Below are 17,124 nucleotides of genomic sequence, written 5' to 3'. Positions count from 1 at the left end.
GACCCTCTCCTCAGTACGCAAGCGAGCGGTCGACGGCGTCGAGCACCCGGTCCAGGCCCGGAAGATACTCGTCCTCCAGGCGTGCCGGCGGATACGGCGCGTGATAGCCGCCGACCCGCAGGACAGGCGCCTCCAGGTGATAGAAGCACCGCTCGGTGATCCGGGCGGCGATCTCCGCGCCCGTGCCGAGGAACACCGGCGCCTCGTGCACCACCACCAGGTGACGCGTCTTCTCCACCGACACCTGCACGGAGTCGAAGTCGAGCGGGGACATCGACCGCAGGTCCAGGACCTCGACCGACTTCCCCTCCTCCTCGGCGGCCGCCGCGGCCTCCAGGCACACCTTCACCATCGGGCCGTACGCCGCCAGCGTCAGGTCGGTGCCCTCGCGCACCACCCGCGCCTTGTGCAGGGGTCCGGGGATCGCCTCCGTGTTGACCTCGGACTTGTCCCAGTACCGTCGCTTCGGCTCGAAGAAGATCACCGGGTCGTCGCTCTGGATGGCCTGCTGCAACATCCAGTAGGCGTCGGACGCGTTCGACGGGGAGACCACCTTCAGGCCCGACACGTGCGCGAACAGCGCCTCGGGGGACTCCGAGTGGTGCTCGACCGCGCCGATCCCGCCGCCGTACGGAATGCGGATGACGACGGGGAGCTTGATCTTGCCGAGCGCCCGCGCGTGCATCTTCGCGAGCTGCGTGACGATCTGGTCGTAGGCGGGGAAGACGAAACCGTCGAACTGGATCTCCACGACCGGGCGGTAGCCGCGCAGCGCGAGGCCGATCGCCGTGCCGACGATGCCCGACTCGGCGAGCGGGGTGTCGATCACCCGGTCCTCGCCGAAGTCCTTCTGGAGTCCCTCGGTCACCCGGAAGACACCGCCGAGCTTGCCGACGTCCTCGCCCATGATCAGGACCTTGGGGTCGGTCTCCAGGGCTTTGCGCAGCGACTCGTTGATCGCCTTGGCCAGCGCCATCTTTTCCGCGGTCATCGCTGCTTGTCCTCCCCTTCGTCCGCGAACGACGCCTGGTAGGCGGCGAACTGGGCCCGCTCCTCGTCGACGAGCGCGTGCCCGTCCGCGTACACGTTCTCGAAGATGGCGAAGTGGTCCGGGTCCGGCATGGCCCGTACGACTTCGCGTACTCGCTTGCCCAACGCCTCGCTCTCGGCTTCGAGTTCCGCGAAGAATCCCTCGTCCGCGTGGTTTGAGGCCTCGAGATAGCTGCGCAGGCGCAGGATCGGGTCCTTGGCCTGCCAGGACTCGGTCTCCTCGTCGGCCCGGTACTTGGTCGGGTCGTCGGAGGTGGTGTGCGCGCCCATGCGGTAGGTGAACGCCTCCACGAGGGTGGGGCCCTCGCCGCGGCGGGCCCGCTCAAGAGCCCACTTGGTGACGGCCAGGCAGGCGAGGACGTCGTTGCCGTCGACGCGGACGCCGGGGAAGCCGTAGCCCTGCGCGCGCTGGTAGAGCGGGACGCGGGTCTGCTTCTCGGTCGGCTCGGAGATGGCCCACTGGTTGTTCTGGCAGAAGAACACCACGGGGGCGTTGTAGACGGCGGAGAAGGTGAACGACTCGGCGACGTCGCCCTGGCTGGAGGCACCGTCCCCGAAGTACGCGATCACGGCCGAGTCGGCGCCGTCCTTGGTGATGCCCATGGCGTAGCCGGTGGCGTGCAGGGTCTGCGAGCCGATGACGATCGTGTACAGGTGGAAGTTGTTGGTGTTCGGGTCCCAGCCGCCGTTGTTCACACCGCGGAACATGCCGAGCAGGTTGGTCGGGTCCACCCCGCGGCACCAGGCGACGCCGTGCTCGCGGTAGGTCGGGAAGACGTAGTCGTCCTCGCGGGTGGCGCGCCCGGAGCCGATCTGGGCGGCCTCCTGGCCGAGCAGCGAGGCCCACAGGCCCAGCTCGCCCTGGCGCTGAAGGGAAGTGGCCTCGGCGTCGAAGCGGCGGGTCAGCACCATGTCCCGGTACAGGCCGCGCAGCTCCTCGGGGGTGATGTCGGAGACGTACGGGTCGTACGTGGCGTCCTTGACCCGCTTGCCCTCGGGGGTCAGCAGCTGAATGAGTTCGGGGTCGGCGCCCGGTGACTTCTTGACGCCGGCGCGCTTGGCACCGGTGCTCGCGGCGCGCTTCGTCCCGGTCGTGCCGGTGCTTGCGGCGCTCTTCGAACCGGTCGTGCCGGTGCTTGCGGCGCTCTTCGAACCGGTCGTGCCGGTGCTTGCGGCGCTCTTCGTACCGGCGCTGCGTCGCGGCTTCTGCGCGGCAGTGCTCTCCACGGTCACGTGTACTCCTCCGTCGGTCCGGCCCCCGGGGTTGCCGGTGGGCCAGTGCGGCTCGCCTGCTCCAGTACCCGTGCACGGGGTGGGTGCACTCGGCCGGGAACAGACGTGACAGGTGCCCCGGCGAGCGCCCTGCAACAGCCACGTTACCCAGTGCCTCACAATTCTGTGAGACCGCTCCTGACCTGCGTTTTTACTCGGATTTCCAACTACTTTTCAGTCGGGCGTCCAAGTACGTCGCGTCGGTCGGGAACAGCCGCTGGTCACAGCACTGGTAACAGCCTTGCAGGGGGCCGGAACACCGGCACGTTATCCCGGTCACCCCAGGCACGGGAAGAGTTCACTCCGGGGCAGGGCCAATGGTCCTGTGTGACACTGACAGCGTGCGCGAAAACGGGAAAATCACCGTATTTCTCCTCGACGACCACGAAGTGGTCCGACGCGGCGTCCACGAGCTGCTCTCCGGGGAGGACGACATCGAGGTGGTCGGCGAGGCCGGCACGGCCGCCGACGCGCTGGTACGGATTCCGGCCACCCGCCCGGACGTCGCCGTCCTGGACGTACGGCTCCCGGACGGCAGCGGCGTGGAGGTCTGCCGCGAGATCCGCTCCCAGGACCCGGACATCAAGTGCCTGATGCTGACCTCGTACGCCGACGACGAGGCCCTCTTCGACGCGATCATGGCGGGCGCCTCGGGCTATGTCCTCAAGGCCATCCGCGGCAACGAACTGCTCACGGCCGTACGTGAGGTCGCCGCCGGGAAGTCCCTGCTCGACCCCGAGGCCACCGCCCGCGTCCTGGAGCGGCTGCGCGACGGCGGCGCCACCAAGAGCGAGGACAAGCTGGGCCACCTCACCGAGCAGGAGCGCAGGATCCTCGATCTGATCGGCGAGGGGCTCACCAATCGCGCGATCGGCGAACGGCTGCATCTCGCCGAGAAGACGATCAAGAACTATGTGTCGAGTCTGCTCTCCAAGCTGGGGATGGAGCGGCGGTCCCAGGCGGCGGCGTACGTGGCGCGCCTCCAGGTGGAGCAGGAGCAGCGTCAGTAGTGCTCGCCCACTGGGGGGTCATTCGGGACTTATGGCCCCCCTACAGAGGGCGGGTGGCCCTTTTTCCGGTCCTCCGGGTGCCGGAAATTGGTCGTATGCCCGACGCACAGCCGGCCAACGAGCAGCCCATCGACGAGCGGTTCGCCGTGGAACTGATCGGCCGCACCGACTACGGCCGGATGGCCACCAGCTTGCGCGCACTGCCCTTCCTCGCGTTCGCCCGGCACATCGTGGCCGACGGCCGCGTCCTGCTGCGGATGCCCCGGAACCTCGGCTACCACCTGGCGTGTGCCGACAGCATCGTCGCGTACGGCACCGACAACCTGAACTCCGCGCGGCCGGGCGAGGGCCTGTGGACCGCGCAGATCGTGGGCCAGTGCGAGACCCTAGAGCCGACCGAGGTCCAGCTGGAGCGCTTCGGCCCCGCGCCGCGTCTCGTGGACGGCGAGCCCTACGAGCCGGTCTACCTGGGCATCGAGCCGCAGTTCTGCACCGTGCACGCGACGGACGGTGGCCTGGAACGGCGGTTCCAGCACGTTCTGTGACCGATGTTGCGAGCAGGACGACTGTGTGTGACAAACCCGAGGTCAGAGGCCCTTTCGTGCTTTAGCATCTGCCGCGTGCCGCGCTCTCCTGTACCACCCCCTATGTCTCACGCGCCCCCTCTGGGCGCCCTCCTCCGCCAGTACGCCGCCGGGTCCGCGCTGACCTGCGAACCCGTCGACCAGGGGCTGCTCAACCGCGGCTACCGGCTCTGCACCACCCGCGGCCGGTACTTCCTCAAGCACCACTTCGACCCCGAGACCGCCGACCCCGCCGCGATCGCCCGCCAGCACCGGGCGACCCAGCGCCTCGCCGACCTCGGCGTCCCCGTCGCCCCGCCGCTGACCGGCACCGACGGCCGCACGGTCGCCGTCGTCGGGGGCCACGCGTACGCACTGCACCCGTGGGTCGACGGACGGCACCGGCACGGCGGCCAGCTCACCACTGAGCAGTGCGCGCGGCTGGGCGCCCTCCTGGGCGTCGTCCACGCGAGCCTGGAGCAGGTGATGCCGGCGCAGGGACGCGGTTCGGCGAAACCGGCCGAAGGAGCCGCCCCGGCCGACGGCGCCGCTCCGTCGCCCGGTGCCGCCCCGGCCGACGGCGCCGACCCCGCCGACACCTTCGCGCTCATCGACCACCTGCTCACCCGGGTACGCCGCCACCGCCCGTCCGACGCCTTCGACGAACTGGCCCGGCACCGGCTCCTGGAACGGCGCGCCCTGCTGGAACGGCATGCCGACCGGCGGCCTCCGCAGGCCGCCTCGGTGGGCTGGGTGCACGGCGACTTCCACCCGTTCAACCTGCTCTACCGCGACGGCGAACCGGCCGCGATCGTCGACTGGGACCGGCTGGGCGTCCAGCCCCGCGCCGAGGAGGCGGTACGCGCCGCGGTGATCTTCTTCGTACGGCCCGTCGGCGCACTCGACCTGACGAAAGTGCGGGCCTACGCGCGCGCGTACCGGCGTACCGCGGACGCCACCCCCTCCGAACTCACCGCAGCCGTGCACCGGGTGTGGTGGGAGCGCCTCAACGACTTCTGGATACTGCGCTGGCACTACGAGCGCGGGGACACCCGCGCCGATCCACAGTTCCCGGCGGCTTCGGCGCTGGCGGTGTGGTGGACACGGGAGTACGAGGCGGTGCGCGAGGCGTTCGCGGGGTGATCCCGGCGTCCGGCGGCACACGGCACGCGCGCGTGGAGCCCGTTGTGGAGCCGCACGCGCGCGTAAGGAGGGTGTTTCGCTCGCCGGGTCAGTTGCCGCCGGCCAAGCCGCCAGGGGGGCCGCCGGTGACGCCTCCGGGGTCCGTCGGCTGCGTCGTCGCCGGGTCCGTCGGCTCCGTGGTGGTCGGCTCGTCCGTCGGCTCCGTGGTGGTCGGCGCCGTCTCGCTCGGCTCGCCCGAGGGCTCGTTCGACGGCTCGCTGCTGTAACTCGGCGACGGCGTGTACGAGGGCGTGTACTGCGAGCCGGAGCCCGTGGTGTTGCCGTTGTCCGTCGAGTCGTCGGTGGAGGTGTCCGTGGGCTCATCGCTGGGCGTCGCGCTGGAATCGCTGCCCTCGGTGGACGACGTCGACGCCGTGGGCGACGTCGACGTGCCGGCCCCGCCGCCACCGCCACCGGCGCTGCTGAGCGCGAACGCGACACCCGCCGCGATGGCGATCACCGCGAGGACCGCGAGGATCCACAGCTTGCCGCGGCCGCCGCCCTTGTTGCCGTGCCCCTCGAAACCGCCGTCGTCCCCGCCGCCGTATCCGCTCGGCAGGATCGGCTGCGGGATCTGCGAGGTGCCGGAGTCGCCGGGATGCGGCAGCGCGGCCGTGCCGGCGTAGCCTCCCGGCGGAGTACGCGGACCGCCGTGCATGTCGACAGGGCCGGTGTTCCAGGTGCCGGTGTGGCTGCCCTGGTCGTACAGCATCTGAAGCCCGTACTGGACGAGCCCGCGCATCTCCTCGGCGGTCTGGAACCGGTCGTCCGGCTCCTTCGCCAGGGAGCGCATGACCAGCCCGTCGAGCTCCGGCGGCGCCGCGTCGGAGACCTCGGACGGGGGCACCGGGATGTCCTGTACGTGCTGGTAGACGACCGACAGCGGCGTCTCACCGGTGAACGGGGGCCGCAGCGCGAGGAGTTCGTAGAGCAGGCAGCCCGTCGCGTACAGGTCGGAGCGGTGGTCGACGGCCTTGCCGAGCGCCTGCTCGGGGGAGAGGTACTGCGGCGTGCCCATGACCATGCCGGTCTGGGTCATCGTCGACTGCGCGCCGTGCAGGGCGCGTGCGATGCCGAAGTCCATCACCTTGACCGCGCCGGTCTCCGTGATAATCACGTTCGCCGGCTTGATGTCGCGGTGCACGATGCCGTGCTGGTGCGAGTAGGCGAGCGCCTCCAGGACACCGGAGACGATGATCAGCGCCTGCTCGGGCCCGGGGGCCTCGGCGTTGATCAGCAGATCGCGGATCGTGTGGCCCTCGACGATCTCCATCACGATGTACGGGACGATGCGGGAGCCGACCGCGTCCTCGCCGGAGTCGTACACGGCGACGACCGCGTGGTGGTTGAGACCGGCGACCGACTGGGCCTCGCGGGTGAAGCGGGCCTTGGAGACCGGGTCCTCGGCCAGGTCGGAGCGGAGCAGCTTGACCGCGACGGTGCGCCCCAGGCGTACGTCCTCGGCCGCGAACACCTCGGCCATGCCGCCTCGGCCCAGTCTGTGGGTCAGCCGATACCGGCCGTCGCCGACCAGCCCGCCGTTACCCCACAGCTCCGGCGCATCCGACATACCGCCGCCAGTCGCCTCGGGGTCGGACGGGCCCTGAGCGCGCTGCTGCTGTGCCATCAGTCCTCGCCGTCGTTTCTGCCCGCGGTCTGCGCGGTGGTTGTCACGGTCTCCGTCGGGCCACGCTACAGGCTCTGCGCAAGGCTCCGGTCCGAGACGGAAGTGGGATGGATCGGCCATCCAACCCGTCGCGGGTACCCACGTGCAAATCCTGTGTACCGGCCGTAGGGCACCTGTAACGCTTCCGCGACGCTTCTTTCTCAGACGGTCACGGAACGGGCACCGAACTTGACGTGTCAGTGCCCTCGGGCAGACTTGGCCGGGAATGAGCCAGTCGATCACTGAACACCGGCCGATCACCGGGCAGATCACACCGTCGATCACGACAATCGAGTCACGGACCGCGGGGGCGACCAGCTGCTCCCGCCGCGCCGATGGGGGACGCAGAAGATGAGCCAGGACGGCGCACAGGGCCGGTACGCGGGGCGTGCGGTCGCCGGCGGCCGCTACCAACTGCGTGATCTGCTCGGCGAGGGCGGCATGGCCTCGGTCCATCTCGCGTACGACTCGGTGCTCGACCGCCAGGTCGCCATCAAGACGCTGCACACCGAACTCGGCCGCGAGCAGGCCTTCCGGGAGCGGTTCCGCCGCGAGGCCCAGTCGGTGGCGAAGCTCACGCACACGAACATCGTCTCGGTCTTCGACACCGGCGAGGACGTCCTGGACGGCATGACGACGCCGTACATCGTCATGGAGTACGTCGAGGGCCGCCCGCTCGGTTCGGTGCTCGACCAGGACATCGCGCAGTACGGCGCCATGCCCGCGGACAAGGCGCTCAAGATCACCGCGGATGTGCTGGCCGCCCTGGAGATCAGCCACGAGATGGGCCTGGTCCACCGGGACATCAAGCCGGGCAACGTGATGACGACGAAACGCGGCGTCATCAAGGTCATGGACTTCGGCATCGCCCGCGCCATGCAGTCCGGTGTCACCTCGATGACCCAGACCGGCATGGTCGTCGGCACACCGCAGTACCTCTCGCCGGAGCAGGCCCTCGGCAGAGCCGTGGACGCCAGATCCGACCTGTACTCGGTCGGCATCATGCTCTTCCAACTCACCACCGGGCGGCTGCCGTTCGAGGCGGACTCGCCGCTGGCCATCGCGTACGCGCATGTCCAGGAGGAGCCGGTCGCGCCCTCCTCGGTCAACCGCTCGCTGCCGCCGGCCGTGGACGCGCTGGTCGCCCGCGCGCTGAAGAAGAACCCGAACGAGCGGTTTCCCAGCGCCGAGGCGATGCGCGAAGAGTGCCTGCGCGTGGCCCAGTCGCTGCACGCCGCCGCGCCGAGCATCGTGCCGGGCGCCCGTACGTCGAGCGGCGCGGGCGTCGGCTCCGCGGTCTTCCCGCCCGTCGACCAGGCCGCTCCGGCACCGGGTCCGGTCCAGTCGCCCTACCAGCCGGGTCCCTACGGTCCGCCGACCCCGGCACCCACTCCGCACCCCGCTCCGGCTCCGTCGTACGGCTATCCGCAGCAGGGCGGCTATCCGACACCGCCGGGGACCTCGGCGTACTCCCCGCAGCAGGGCCTCTCGACCCCTCCGCCGTACAACCTGACGCCCCAGTACGCGACTCCCCAGCCGGGCGGCTCCGGGGGCGGCCACAAGAGCGCCAGGGGGGTTGTCGTCGGCTCGATCGTGGTCGCGGTCGTCGCGGTCGGCGGCCTGATCGCGGCGCTGGCGCTGTACGGCGGGCTCGGCGGCAGCAGTGGCGGCGGCAGCGAGGCCAGCCAGTCGCCTTCTGTGGTGGCGAGCCACAAGGGGCCGGACACGACGAAGACCATCGAGACGGAGAAGTGCACGGAGCCGGAGGAGTCGTACAACGACGAGACCAAAATCCAGGTCCCCAACTTCTCCTTGAAGTACCTCCAGTCGGTCAAGTCCTGCTTCCAGGCCGCGGGTTGGCAGATGAAGATCGAATACGTCGACGAGAACACGTACGGCGAGGGCACGGTCATGGACCAGTTCCCCTCCGAGGGCACGGACGTCGACCCGAAGGACATGCCCGAGATCGAGCTCAAGGTGTCGACGGGCGATCCGTCCTGATCCAGGTACGAGTGGGGCCCGGCACTTTCGTGCCGGGCCCGTTTCGTTGTCCGGGTGTCGCCGTCGGGGGCTACAGGTACGGTCCGCCCGAGCGGCCGCCCGTGCGGGGGTCCTCGTCTCCCTCCGCGCCACCGGCGCCCGGCGGAAGGGCGCGGCGCATCGACTCCAGTTGGGCCCTCGCCGCCATCTGCTGAGCGAAGAGGGTGGTCTGGATCCCGTGGAAGAGGCCTTCCAGCCAGCCCACCAACTGTGCCTGCGCGATGCGCAGTTCGGCGTCGGAGGGAATCGCCTCGTCCGTGAACGGAAGGGAGAGCCGCTCCAGCTCGTCGACCAGGTCGGGGGCCAGGCCGTCCTCCAGTTCCTTCACGGAACTCGCGTGGATCTCCTTGAGCCGGACACGGCTGGCTTCGTCAAGAGGTGCGGCGCGCACCTCCTCAAGGAGCTGCTTGATCATGCTTCCGATGCGCATCACCTTGGCGGGCTGTTCCACCATCTCCGTCACCGGGATCTCGCGGGAGTCCTCGTCTCCGGCGCCACCGAGAGTCATTCCGTCCTGGCCCAGGACCAGGATCTGAGGGTTCTCCGGCGACCGTTCGTTCCTCGGCATCTCCATGCCGTCCATTGTCTCGCACCCGTCCACCGCGCCGCCCCCCGGCCCGCGTCGGCAGGGACGCCGAGAGCAGAGGGAGCAGCCGAGATGCCGGGGCAAAGGGGGCATGTGAGGCTGGACCGACCGATCATGGACTCCTCACCGGGAGGGGGTCACCGGCGTGACTCCATGGCTCCGTGCGCTGCGCGTGGCGGGACTGCTGCTGGCCCTGACGACCGGGGCGACGTCCCCTTCGTACGCAGCCCCCTACCGTGTCTCACACGCCCCCTCGTACGCCCCCGACCCCAGCGCCGATGCCTCCCGTGCGGGGAGCCGTCCGGGAGAGGGCCGTGCGCGACCCGGGCGTGAGGAGCCCGGGCGGCAGCCGGAATCCGAGGCCGCGGAGCCGACGTACACGGACCGCGACCCCGCCGTCCCCGGCCGCTCGGAGGCGAGCGCCGCCTCCGAGCCGCCGCAGGAGGCCGCGATCCCGGTACGGCAGAGCGTCGGCCGCCCCGGAAGCAGCCCGGAGCCGGTACTCCAGATCGTGCCGCTCGGCAGCGGGCTGATCCTCATCGGGCTGGGTCTGGGACTGGCGTTCTTCGCTCTGCGGGTCCGACGCGGCTGACACCACTCGGACGGCGCAGTCCCCGGGAAACGCCCGGCTGACACCGCTCGGACGGCACGCTCCCTGAGAAGCGCCCGACTGACACCGCTCAAACGGCGCACTTTCTGAGGAGCGCCGACTGACACCGCTCAAACGGCGCGTTCCCCGAGATACGCCCGACTGACACCGCTCAAACGGCGCAGGCCCTGAGAAACGCCCGGCTGAAAAAACTCCCGAGCAGCGCGCTCCTTGGGAGGCGCGCGGCTGGATTCTCCCGGGCAGGGTGCTCCCTAGGGAGCGACCAGCAGGACCTTCCCGATGTGTCCGCTGCCCTCCAGCACCCGGTGGCCCTCCGCCGCGTCGCTCATCGGCAGCTCACGGTCGACGACCGGGCGTACGTGGCCGGAGGCGATCAGCGGCCACACATGCTCGCGTACGGCCGCGACGATCGCCGCCTTCTCCCCCAGCGGACGGATGCGCAGCGAGGTCGCGGTGACGGCGGCGCGCTTGTTGAGGAGGGTGGCGATGTTCAGCTCGCCCTTGATGCCGCCCTGCATGCCGATGATCGCGAGCCGCCCGTTGACGGCGAGTGCCTTGACGTTCCGGTCCAGGTACTTGGCGCCCATGTTGTCGAGGATGACGTCGGCGCCCGCGCCGTCGGTGGCCCGCTTGATCTCCTCGACGAAGTCCTGCTCGCGGTAGTTGACCAGGATGTCCGCGCCCAGCTCGGCACAGAAGTCGAGCTTCTCCTTGGTGCCCGCCGTGACCGCGGCCCGCGCGCCGACGGCCTTCGCCAGCTGGATCGCCATGGTGCCGATACCGCTGGAGCCGCCGTGCACGAGCAGGGTCTCGGCGGGGCGGAGATGGGACACCATGAAGACGTTCGACCAGACGGTGCAGGTCACCTCGGGCAGCGCGGCGGCCTGCCTGAGGTCGATGCCCTCGGGCACCGGCAGCAGCTGCCCGGCCGGAACGGCGACCTTCTGCGCGTATCCGCCGCCCGAGAGCAGCGCGCACACCTCGTCGCCGACCGCCCACCCCGAGACACCCGGGCCGACCTCGACGATGCGGCCCGAGCATTCGAGACCGGGGTACGGGGACGCGCCGGGCGGCGGGTTGTAGAGGCCCTGGCGTTGCAGCAGGTCAGCACGGTTGACGGCGCTGGCCACCACCTCGACCAGCACTTCGCCCTGACCGGCCACCGGATCCGGGACCTCGTCCCACACCAGCGCCTCGGGCCCACCAGGTTCAGGAATCGTGATCGCGTACATGAGGGGGACGCTACCCCTCGCGGTAATGGGGATGCGCGGATCCTCCGGCAGAGGCACGGCGTAGGCAAAGGGACCGCAAAGTCAACGGGCCGTGGTGACGGACGGCTGCGCGAACAGCGAAAACGGACAACTGCGCGAATTACTCGTACGGCGGGCGATGAGTTCGCGTCACGGCAGCGGTCTCCCCTTGCGTAGCCACGCACCCGGAAGGACACCGAGACATGAGCGCACCGAGCACACCGACATCCGGTCTGGCCATCGAGACCGCGGGTCTGGTGAAGACGTTCGGCGAAACCCGCGCCGTCGACGGCGTCGACCTCGCCGTACCCGCCGGCACGGTCTACGGCGTCCTCGGCCCGAACGGCGCCGGCAAGACCACCACCGTGAAGATGCTGGCGACCCTGCTGCGCCCCGACGGCGGCCAGGCGCACGTCTTCGGCCACGACGTCGTACAGGAGGCCGACCGGGTACGCGAAAGAGTCAGCCTCACCGGCCAGTACGCGTCCGTGGACGAGGACCTGACCGGCAGCGAGAACCTGGTGCTGCTCGGCCGCCTCCTCGGGCACCACAAGCGGACGGCGACGATCCGCTCGGCCCAGCTTCTGGAAGCCTTCGGGCTGAGCGAGGCGGCGGGCAAGCAGGTCAAGCACTACTCGGGCGGCATGCGGCGCCGTATCGACATCGCCGCCTCCATCCTCAACACCCCCGACCTGCTCTTCCTCGACGAGCCGACCATCGGCCTCGACCCGCGCAGCCGCAACCAGGTCTGGGACATCGTGCGCGCGGTCGTCGCCCAGGGCACCACCGTGCTGCTCACCACGCAGTATCTGGACGAGGCCGACCAGTTGGCGTCCCGGATCGCGGTGATCGACAAGGGCAAGGTGATCGCCGAGGGGACGAAGGGCGAGCTGAAGGCGTCCGTCGGCGCCGGTTCCGTACATCTGCGGCTGCGTGATCCGGCGCAGCGGCCGCAGGCTCAGGAGGTACTGCGCCTGGCCCTGGACGTCGAGGTTCAACTGGAGCCGGACCCGGTGGCGCTGACGGCCCGGGTCGGTGCGGGCGCCGCCAATGGCCGGGGCGCGGCGGAACAGGCCGCGCGGGCCCTCGCCGAACTGGCCCGCACCGGCGTGATCGTCGACAACTTCTCGCTGGGCCAGCCCAGCCTGGACGAGGTCTTCCTCGCCCTCACCGGACATGTGACCGACCCCGAGGCTCCCGCGGCCGACGACACCATGGACAAGGAGGCGGCGGTATGAGCACCGCGACGACCACGGACAGCCAGGATCTCGCCCCCGTCAGCGCCGAGTCGCTGGCCGAGCTCCTCATCAGCAAGGACCGGCCGCCGCGGCCCAGCGCTCTGTCGGCGTCGCTGACCTTCGGCTGGCGGGCGATCCTCAAGATCAAGCACGTGCCGGAGCAGCTCTTCGACGTCACCGCGTTCCCGATCATGATGGTGCTGATGTACACGTACCTCTTCGGCGGTGCCCTGGCCGGATCGCCCAAGGAGTACATCCAGTTCCTGCTGCCGGGCATCCTGGTGATGTCGGTCGTGATGATCACGATGTACACGGGTGTCTCGGTCAACACGGACATCGAGAAGGGCGTCTTCGACCGCTTCCGTACGCTGCCGATCTGGCGGCCGTCGGTGATGGTCGGCTATCTCCTCGGCGACGCCCTGCGCTACACGATGGCCTCGGCGGTGATGCTCGTCGTCGGCGTGATCCTCGGCTACCGTCCCGACGGCGGGGTCCTCGGTGTACTCGCCGGGATCGCGCTTCTGCTGGTCTTCTCGTTCGCGTTCTCGTGGATCTGGACCATGTTCGGACTGCTGCTGCGCACCGAGAAGTCGGTGATGGGCGTCAGCATGATGGTGATCTTCCCGCTGACCTTCCTCTCGAACGTCTTCGTCGACCCGAAGACCATGCCCGGCTGGCTCCAGGCCTTCGTCAACAACAGCCCGATCACCCACGTGTCGTCCGCGGTGCGCGGCTTGATGGCCGGCGACTGGCCGGTCGCGGAAGTCGCCTGGTCACTGGGCTGGGCAGGACTCCTCGTCCTCGTCTTCGGACCGATCACGATGCGCCTGTACAACCGCAAGTGATCGCAAGCACAGGCGATTGCCAGGGCCGGTGGTGGTCCGCGCGCAGGCGACCGTGAGGACCTGCGCCGATCCGTGCCCAAGTAACCGCCAAGTCCCGTCGGCCTAGTCCGTACGGAGTCGACGGGCGTCGGGTGCCACATGGGTACCCGGCGTCACCCGCACGATCGTGATGAGTCGGTCCGTCAACTGCAGTGTCCCGACGGCCGGATCGTCGTATCCGAGCACCCGATGCCCTCGTACGACACTCACCACCAGGTCCTCCGTCTCCCGTACACCCTTGCCGACCTCGGCCTTTATGACCGGCCGCTCCACGATGTCGAGGCCGCTGCCCTGCTGGATGAGGTCCTCCATGACCATGCCCGCGGCGGGGCTGAGCACGGAGAGCCCGAGCAGCCGCCCGGCCGCACTGGCGCTGGTGATCACGGCATCGGCGCCGGACTGGCGCAGCAGTGGCGCGTTCTCCTCCTCCCGCACCGCGGCGACGATCTTCGCCCCGCTGTTGAGCTGCCGTGCGGTCAGCGTGACCAGCACGGCCGTGTCGTCCCGCTGGGTGGCGATGATGATCTGCCGGGCCTTGCGCACCTCGGCCCGATCCAGCACCTCGCTGCGCGTCGCGTCCCCTATGACCCCTGCGTATCCGTCGGCCGTCGCCGCGTCGACCACCTTGGAGTTGGGGTCGACGACCACGACCTGCTCCTTCTTCAACCCGGTCGCACAGACGGTCTCAATGGCCGACCGCCCTTTGGTACCGAAGCCGACAACGACGGTGTGATCTCGCAAGGCCGCCCTCCAGCGGTTCTGCCGCCATTCCTCGCGCGTGCGTTCCGTGAGGACTTCGAGCGTGGTGCCGACCAGGATGATCAGGAACAGCACGCGCAGTGGCGTGATGACGAAGATGTTGGTGAGCCGGGCGCCGTCGCTGACCGGGGTGATGTCGCCGTATCCGGTGGTGGAGAGGGTGACGGTCGCGTAGTAGAACGCGTCGAGCAGATCGACGGCGCCGTCCGAGTTGTCGGTGTAGCCGTCACGGTCGACCCACACGATGAACGCGGTGGCGGCGAGCACCAGCAGGGCCATCGCCACGCGCTTGCCGACCTGGCGGATCGGACGTTCCACCAAGTTCTTCGGGAGTTTCACTCGATGGGTCACGAGGTGTTCGTCCGCCTGGCGGGCAATCGCGTCATGGCCCGGTTGTTTCACGTGAAACACACCCCGATGCCTGCCGCGGCCCACGGCAGGTCGAGGAGCTCCAACTCCTGACCCGCGCGGGCACCGCCCGGCGGTACGACCGCGAGGGCATCCGCCGCCGCGATGCCACGCAGCATCGCGGGGCCGTTGTAGTGCAGCGGCACGGCCCGGTCGGCACGCAGAACGACGGGAACCAGCCGGGTGTCGTACGGGTGCCCGTGCACGGTTTCCGTGAGGGGCAGCGTGTACGACTCCGCCGCCGCACGTCCGGCGAGGATACGCAGCAGGGGCTCGGCGAGCGTGAGCAGCCCGGATACGGCCGCCAGGGGGTTGCCCGGCAGGCCGACGAGGTACTGGTTCGGCTTGATGCGGGCCAGCAGCATGGGGTGGCCGGGGCGCACCTTGACGCCGTCGATGAGGAGTTCGGCGTCCATGCGCCGCAGCGTGGGGTGGACATGGTCGACGGGACCGGCCGCAGTGCCGCCGGTGGTGATGATCAGGTCGGCTTCGGAGCCGGTAATGGTCCGGTGCAGGGCCTTGGCGTCGTCACCGAGCCTGCGCATCGCGATGACCTCGGCGCCGATCGCGCGAAGCCAGGGCGGCAGCATCGGGCCGAGAGCGTCCCGGATCAGCCCTTCCTTGGGCAGCCCCTCGGTGAGCAACTCGTCGCCGAGTACGAGGACTTCGACGCGGGGGCGGGGGATGACGGCAAGCGTGTCGTACCCGGCGGCCGCGGCGAGACCCAGCACGGCGGGCGTGACCAGCGCGCCGACCGGCAGGAGTTGGTCACCGCTGCGGCATTCCTGGCCGCGCGGCCGGATGTCCTGCCCATGCGTGACGCTGGAGATCGCCCCTGCCCGGGCGGAGCCGGAAGCCTGGGGGAGGGCCGCGTGCAGCCGCCCCTTGTCGTCGATACGCCCGTGCTCACTGCGCAGCACTGCGGTGGCGTCCTGCGGGACACGCGCCCCGGTGGCGATCCGCACCGCCTCGCCGTCGGTGAGCGCCGCTGGCTGCGCGTGCCCGGCGAGCACACCTCCTTCGCGCACGTCCCAGGGGCCCGGCCCGGCGACCGCCCACCCGTCCATCGCCGAGGTGTCGAAGGAGGGGAGGTCCGAGAGCGCGGTGAGGGGGGCGGCGATGACCAGGCCGAGGGAGGAGTCCAGGGGTACGGAGACGGGGGCGGGGCGGGGGAGGGCACGGGCGGCTCGCTCGGCGGTGGTGCGGGCCTGCGGCCAGGGGGTGGCTTCGTGACGTACGCCGTGACCGCTGCCGCCGTGGCCGCTGCGGTGATCTCCGTGGCCGCTGTTGGCGGCGTGCGTGTGGGGCTCGCCCTGGGGGGTGGGCACGGGGGTGGCGGACGCGCCGGAGCGGTCCCCGGCGGCACTGTCCCCGGGGCCCGGCCCGCCCGAGGCGCGGGCGCTGCCCTCCTTGACCAGCGCCAGCACTTCCTCCACGTCGAAGTCGTCGAGGCCGTCGGCGTCGTGGCTGTCCCGGGTGCCGCGCGCGGCGGTCATCCGGCGTCCGGCCGGGCGTCGGAACCCGCACCGGAGCCGGATGCGGGACCTTCAGCGGGACCGGTCTCCGGCTTGGCGTCGGCGGCGGCGTCCTCCTCGGCCCAGCGGAGCGCCAGCGCGGCGGCCTTGCGGGAGGCTTCGGCCACCGCCTCGGGTCCTCCCCCGGCGCGCGCGGCCGCGTAGCCCACGAGGAACGTGGTCAGCGGCGCGGCAGGCCGGGCCACACCGTGCGCGGCGTCGCGGGCCAGGTCGAGCAGGACGCCGGTGTCGACGTCCAGATCGATGCCCAATTCGTCCTTGACTGCGGAAATCCATTCATCCAACACGTGCCCATGCTCCCTGATACGTGCCCGGGCGGCGGCGATGTCGTCCCAGGTGTCGCAGTCGAAGGACGCGACGGGGTCGGAGATTCGGAGGAGATCGAGCGCGGCGGTGAGCCGCCGGAGCGGCAGCCCGGCCAGACCGCCGCCCGTGGCGGAGTCGCCGAGGGCTGCGGAGGCAGCGGAACCGCCGACGGCCCCGGCAGCGGCGGAAGTGCTGACGTCTGCGGCGGTGGAGGACCCGTTGATGGACCCGGCGGCGAGTGAGTGCAGTTCCCGCCGCAGCGCCGGCACTCGATACGCGGCCACGAGCGGCTGGTCCCTGCCCTCGGGGTCGACGAGCAGGACGCCGTCGGGGCCGCCCGGTTTCCCTTCGGCGTCCACCGGGTCGGTGCTGCTCAGTTGGAGGGCCTCCACCAGTCGCCGTACCGTCCCCGCCTCCAGGAACGGCAGGTCGGCGGAGAGCACGACGACGTACTCCGCGGTGGTGTGCCGCAGCCCGGCGCCGAGCGCGGCGAGCGGTCCCCCACCAGGCGGGTTCTCCCGGGCCCACACCACGGGACGGGCGGTGGGCCGTGGTTCGGCCACCACCACCGTGGTGGCGGCACCGGCGCAGGCGGCAAGCACCCGGTCCAGCAGCGCCCGGCCGCCCACCCGCACCGCGGGTTTGTCCACCCCCCCGAGCCGCCGCGCGGCGCCTCCGGCGAGCACGACGGCGTCGTACGGGAGACCGGCGCCGGGGTCGCCCGGGGCCTCGTACGCGTTCATCCCCCGAGTATGAGCGCCCGAA

Annotated in this window: 15 protein-coding genes; 7 read left to right on the top strand and 8 right to left on the bottom strand. The window is 70.5% G+C overall.

Translation table 11 applies throughout. The features are described from left to right. Positions 1–10: 10 nt before the first annotated feature. Together ACIPC1_RS14425 and pdhA are read right to left on the bottom strand one after the other, a co-directional pair. Positions 11–991: an alpha-ketoacid dehydrogenase subunit beta gene (locus tag ACIPC1_RS14425; protein ID WP_402516710.1), complete on the bottom strand. Its 981-nt coding sequence runs from the start codon at positions 989–991 to the stop codon at positions 11–13. Beyond that, positions 988–2,283 (bottom strand): pyruvate dehydrogenase (acetyl-transferring) E1 component subunit alpha, encoded by a 1,296-nt coding sequence (gene pdhA, locus ACIPC1_RS14420; protein ID WP_402516707.1) that lies wholly within the window; start codon positions 2,281–2,283, stop codon positions 988–990. Before pdhA ends, ACIPC1_RS14425 begins: the two co-directional genes overlap by 4 nt. A 380-nt stretch (positions 2,284–2,663) precedes the next feature. Here pdhA and ACIPC1_RS14415 point away from each other — a divergent pair, with 380 nt between their 5' ends. The 3 genes from ACIPC1_RS14415 (at position 2,664) to ACIPC1_RS14405 (ending at position 5,038) form a co-directional block, all read left to right on the top strand. Then, a complete protein-coding gene (locus ACIPC1_RS14415) occupies positions 2,664–3,332 on the top strand; it encodes a response regulator (protein WP_402516705.1) in 669 nt (222 codons plus the stop codon). Positions 3,333–3,427: 95 nt separating this feature from the next. Further along, positions 3,428–3,877, top strand: a complete 450-nt coding sequence (locus ACIPC1_RS14410; protein WP_402516702.1) for a pyridoxamine 5'-phosphate oxidase family protein — start codon at positions 3,428–3,430, stop codon at positions 3,875–3,877. A 102-nt stretch (positions 3,878–3,979) separates the two neighbouring features. Next, a complete protein-coding gene (locus ACIPC1_RS14405; RefSeq protein WP_402516700.1) occupies positions 3,980–5,038 on the top strand; it encodes a phosphotransferase in 1,059 nt (352 codons plus the stop codon). Positions 5,039–5,126: 88 nt separating this feature from the next. Here the strand turns inward: ACIPC1_RS14405 and ACIPC1_RS14400 are convergent, their stop codons facing one another. Next, positions 5,127–6,704, bottom strand: coding sequence for a protein kinase (locus ACIPC1_RS14400; protein ID WP_402516698.1), 1,578 nt, complete (start codon positions 6,702–6,704; stop codon positions 5,127–5,129). A gap of 390 nt (positions 6,705–7,094) precedes the next feature. On the opposite strand from ACIPC1_RS14400, the gene ACIPC1_RS14395 reads away from it, so the two are divergent. After that, a complete protein-coding gene (locus ACIPC1_RS14395; protein ID WP_402516695.1) occupies positions 7,095–8,744 on the top strand; it encodes a protein kinase in 1,650 nt (549 codons plus the stop codon). A 70-nt stretch (positions 8,745–8,814) separates the two neighbouring features. Here the strand turns inward: ACIPC1_RS14395 and ACIPC1_RS14390 are convergent, their stop codons facing one another. Beyond that, positions 8,815–9,357, bottom strand: a complete 543-nt coding sequence (locus ACIPC1_RS14390) for a bacterial proteasome activator family protein (RefSeq protein WP_384377348.1) — start codon at positions 9,355–9,357, stop codon at positions 8,815–8,817. A gap of 157 nt (positions 9,358–9,514) precedes the next feature. Between ACIPC1_RS14390 and ACIPC1_RS14385 the strand changes: the two genes are divergently transcribed. Further along, the gene (locus tag ACIPC1_RS14385) at positions 9,515–9,961 is read left to right on the top strand and encodes a hypothetical protein (RefSeq protein ID WP_402516693.1); all 447 of its coding nucleotides are present in this window, start codon (positions 9,515–9,517) and stop codon (positions 9,959–9,961) included. Positions 9,962–10,230: 269 nt separating this feature from the next. On the opposite strand, the gene ACIPC1_RS14380 is transcribed toward ACIPC1_RS14385, so the two are convergent. Next, complete coding sequence (locus tag ACIPC1_RS14380; protein WP_402516690.1) at positions 10,231–11,211, bottom strand: NAD(P)H-quinone oxidoreductase; 981 nt, start codon at positions 11,209–11,211, stop codon at positions 10,231–10,233. Between the two features lie 221 nt (positions 11,212–11,432). Between ACIPC1_RS14380 and ACIPC1_RS14375 the strand changes: the two genes are divergently transcribed. Then, entirely contained in the window at positions 11,433–12,467 is a 1,035-nt protein-coding gene (locus tag ACIPC1_RS14375; RefSeq protein WP_402516688.1) for an ATP-binding cassette domain-containing protein, read from the top strand. Further along, on the top strand, positions 12,464–13,312 hold the full coding sequence (locus ACIPC1_RS14370; RefSeq protein ID WP_402516686.1) for an ABC transporter permease: 849 nt from the start codon (positions 12,464–12,466) through the stop codon (positions 13,310–13,312). Before ACIPC1_RS14375 ends, ACIPC1_RS14370 begins: the two co-directional genes overlap by 4 nt. Positions 13,313–13,414: 102 nt before the next feature. Here ACIPC1_RS14370 and ACIPC1_RS14365 read toward each other — a convergent pair whose 3' ends face one another. Genes ACIPC1_RS14365 through ACIPC1_RS14355 form a run of 3 tightly spaced genes read right to left on the bottom strand, consistent with a single transcriptional unit; the run spans position 13,415 to position 17,102 of the window. Beyond that, positions 13,415–14,521, bottom strand: coding sequence for a potassium channel family protein (locus ACIPC1_RS14365; RefSeq protein WP_402516684.1), 1,107 nt, complete (start codon positions 14,519–14,521; stop codon positions 13,415–13,417). Beyond that, positions 14,509–16,014 (bottom strand): molybdopterin molybdotransferase MoeA, encoded by a 1,506-nt coding sequence (locus ACIPC1_RS14360; protein ID WP_402516681.1) that lies wholly within the window; start codon positions 16,012–16,014, stop codon positions 14,509–14,511. The genes ACIPC1_RS14365 and ACIPC1_RS14360 overlap by 13 nt, the downstream gene beginning before the upstream one ends. Further along, positions 16,011–17,102, bottom strand: coding sequence for an NTP transferase domain-containing protein (locus ACIPC1_RS14355; RefSeq protein WP_402516679.1), 1,092 nt, complete (start codon positions 17,100–17,102; stop codon positions 16,011–16,013). Before ACIPC1_RS14355 ends, ACIPC1_RS14360 begins: the two co-directional genes overlap by 4 nt. Positions 17,103–17,124: the final 22 nt, after the last annotated feature.

Source organism: Streptomyces sp. NPDC087263 (assembly GCF_044744645.1).
In the GTDB taxonomy this organism is placed as follows: Bacteria; Actinomycetota; Actinomycetes; order Streptomycetales; family Streptomycetaceae; genus Streptomyces.
The sequence above is the reverse complement of the archived record's forward strand: the minus strand, read 5'-3'. Positions and strand labels throughout refer to the sequence as shown.

Bases quoted from the DNA above. Each gene is read 5' to 3' on its own strand.
- ACIPC1_RS14390 (WP_384377348.1), bottom strand. From the start codon at position 9,357: ATGGAGATGCCGAGGAACGAACGGTCGCCGGAGAACCCTCAGATCCTG.
- ACIPC1_RS14425 (WP_402516710.1), bottom strand. From the start codon at position 991: ATGACCGCGGAAAAGATGGCGCTGGCCAAGGCGATCAACGAGTCGCTG.
- ACIPC1_RS14370 (WP_402516686.1), top strand. From the start codon at position 12,464: ATGAGCACCGCGACGACCACGGACAGCCAGGATCTCGCCCCCGTCAGC.
- ACIPC1_RS14360 (WP_402516681.1), bottom strand. From the start codon at position 16,014: ATGACCGCCGCGCGCGGCACCCGGGACAGCCACGACGCCGACGGCCTC.
- ACIPC1_RS14400 (WP_402516698.1), bottom strand. From the start codon at position 6,704: ATGGCACAGCAGCAGCGCGCTCAGGGCCCGTCCGACCCCGAGGCGACT.
- ACIPC1_RS14375 (WP_402516688.1), top strand. From the start codon at position 11,433: ATGAGCGCACCGAGCACACCGACATCCGGTCTGGCCATCGAGACCGCG.
- ACIPC1_RS14405 (WP_402516700.1), top strand. From the start codon at position 3,980: ATGTCTCACGCGCCCCCTCTGGGCGCCCTCCTCCGCCAGTACGCCGCC.
- ACIPC1_RS14355 (WP_402516679.1), bottom strand. From the start codon at position 17,102: ATGAACGCGTACGAGGCCCCGGGCGACCCCGGCGCCGGTCTCCCGTAC.
- ACIPC1_RS14410 (WP_402516702.1), top strand. From the start codon at position 3,428: ATGCCCGACGCACAGCCGGCCAACGAGCAGCCCATCGACGAGCGGTTC.
- ACIPC1_RS14395 (WP_402516695.1), top strand. From the start codon at position 7,095: ATGAGCCAGGACGGCGCACAGGGCCGGTACGCGGGGCGTGCGGTCGCC.
- ACIPC1_RS14380 (WP_402516690.1), bottom strand. From the start codon at position 11,211: ATGTACGCGATCACGATTCCTGAACCTGGTGGGCCCGAGGCGCTGGTG.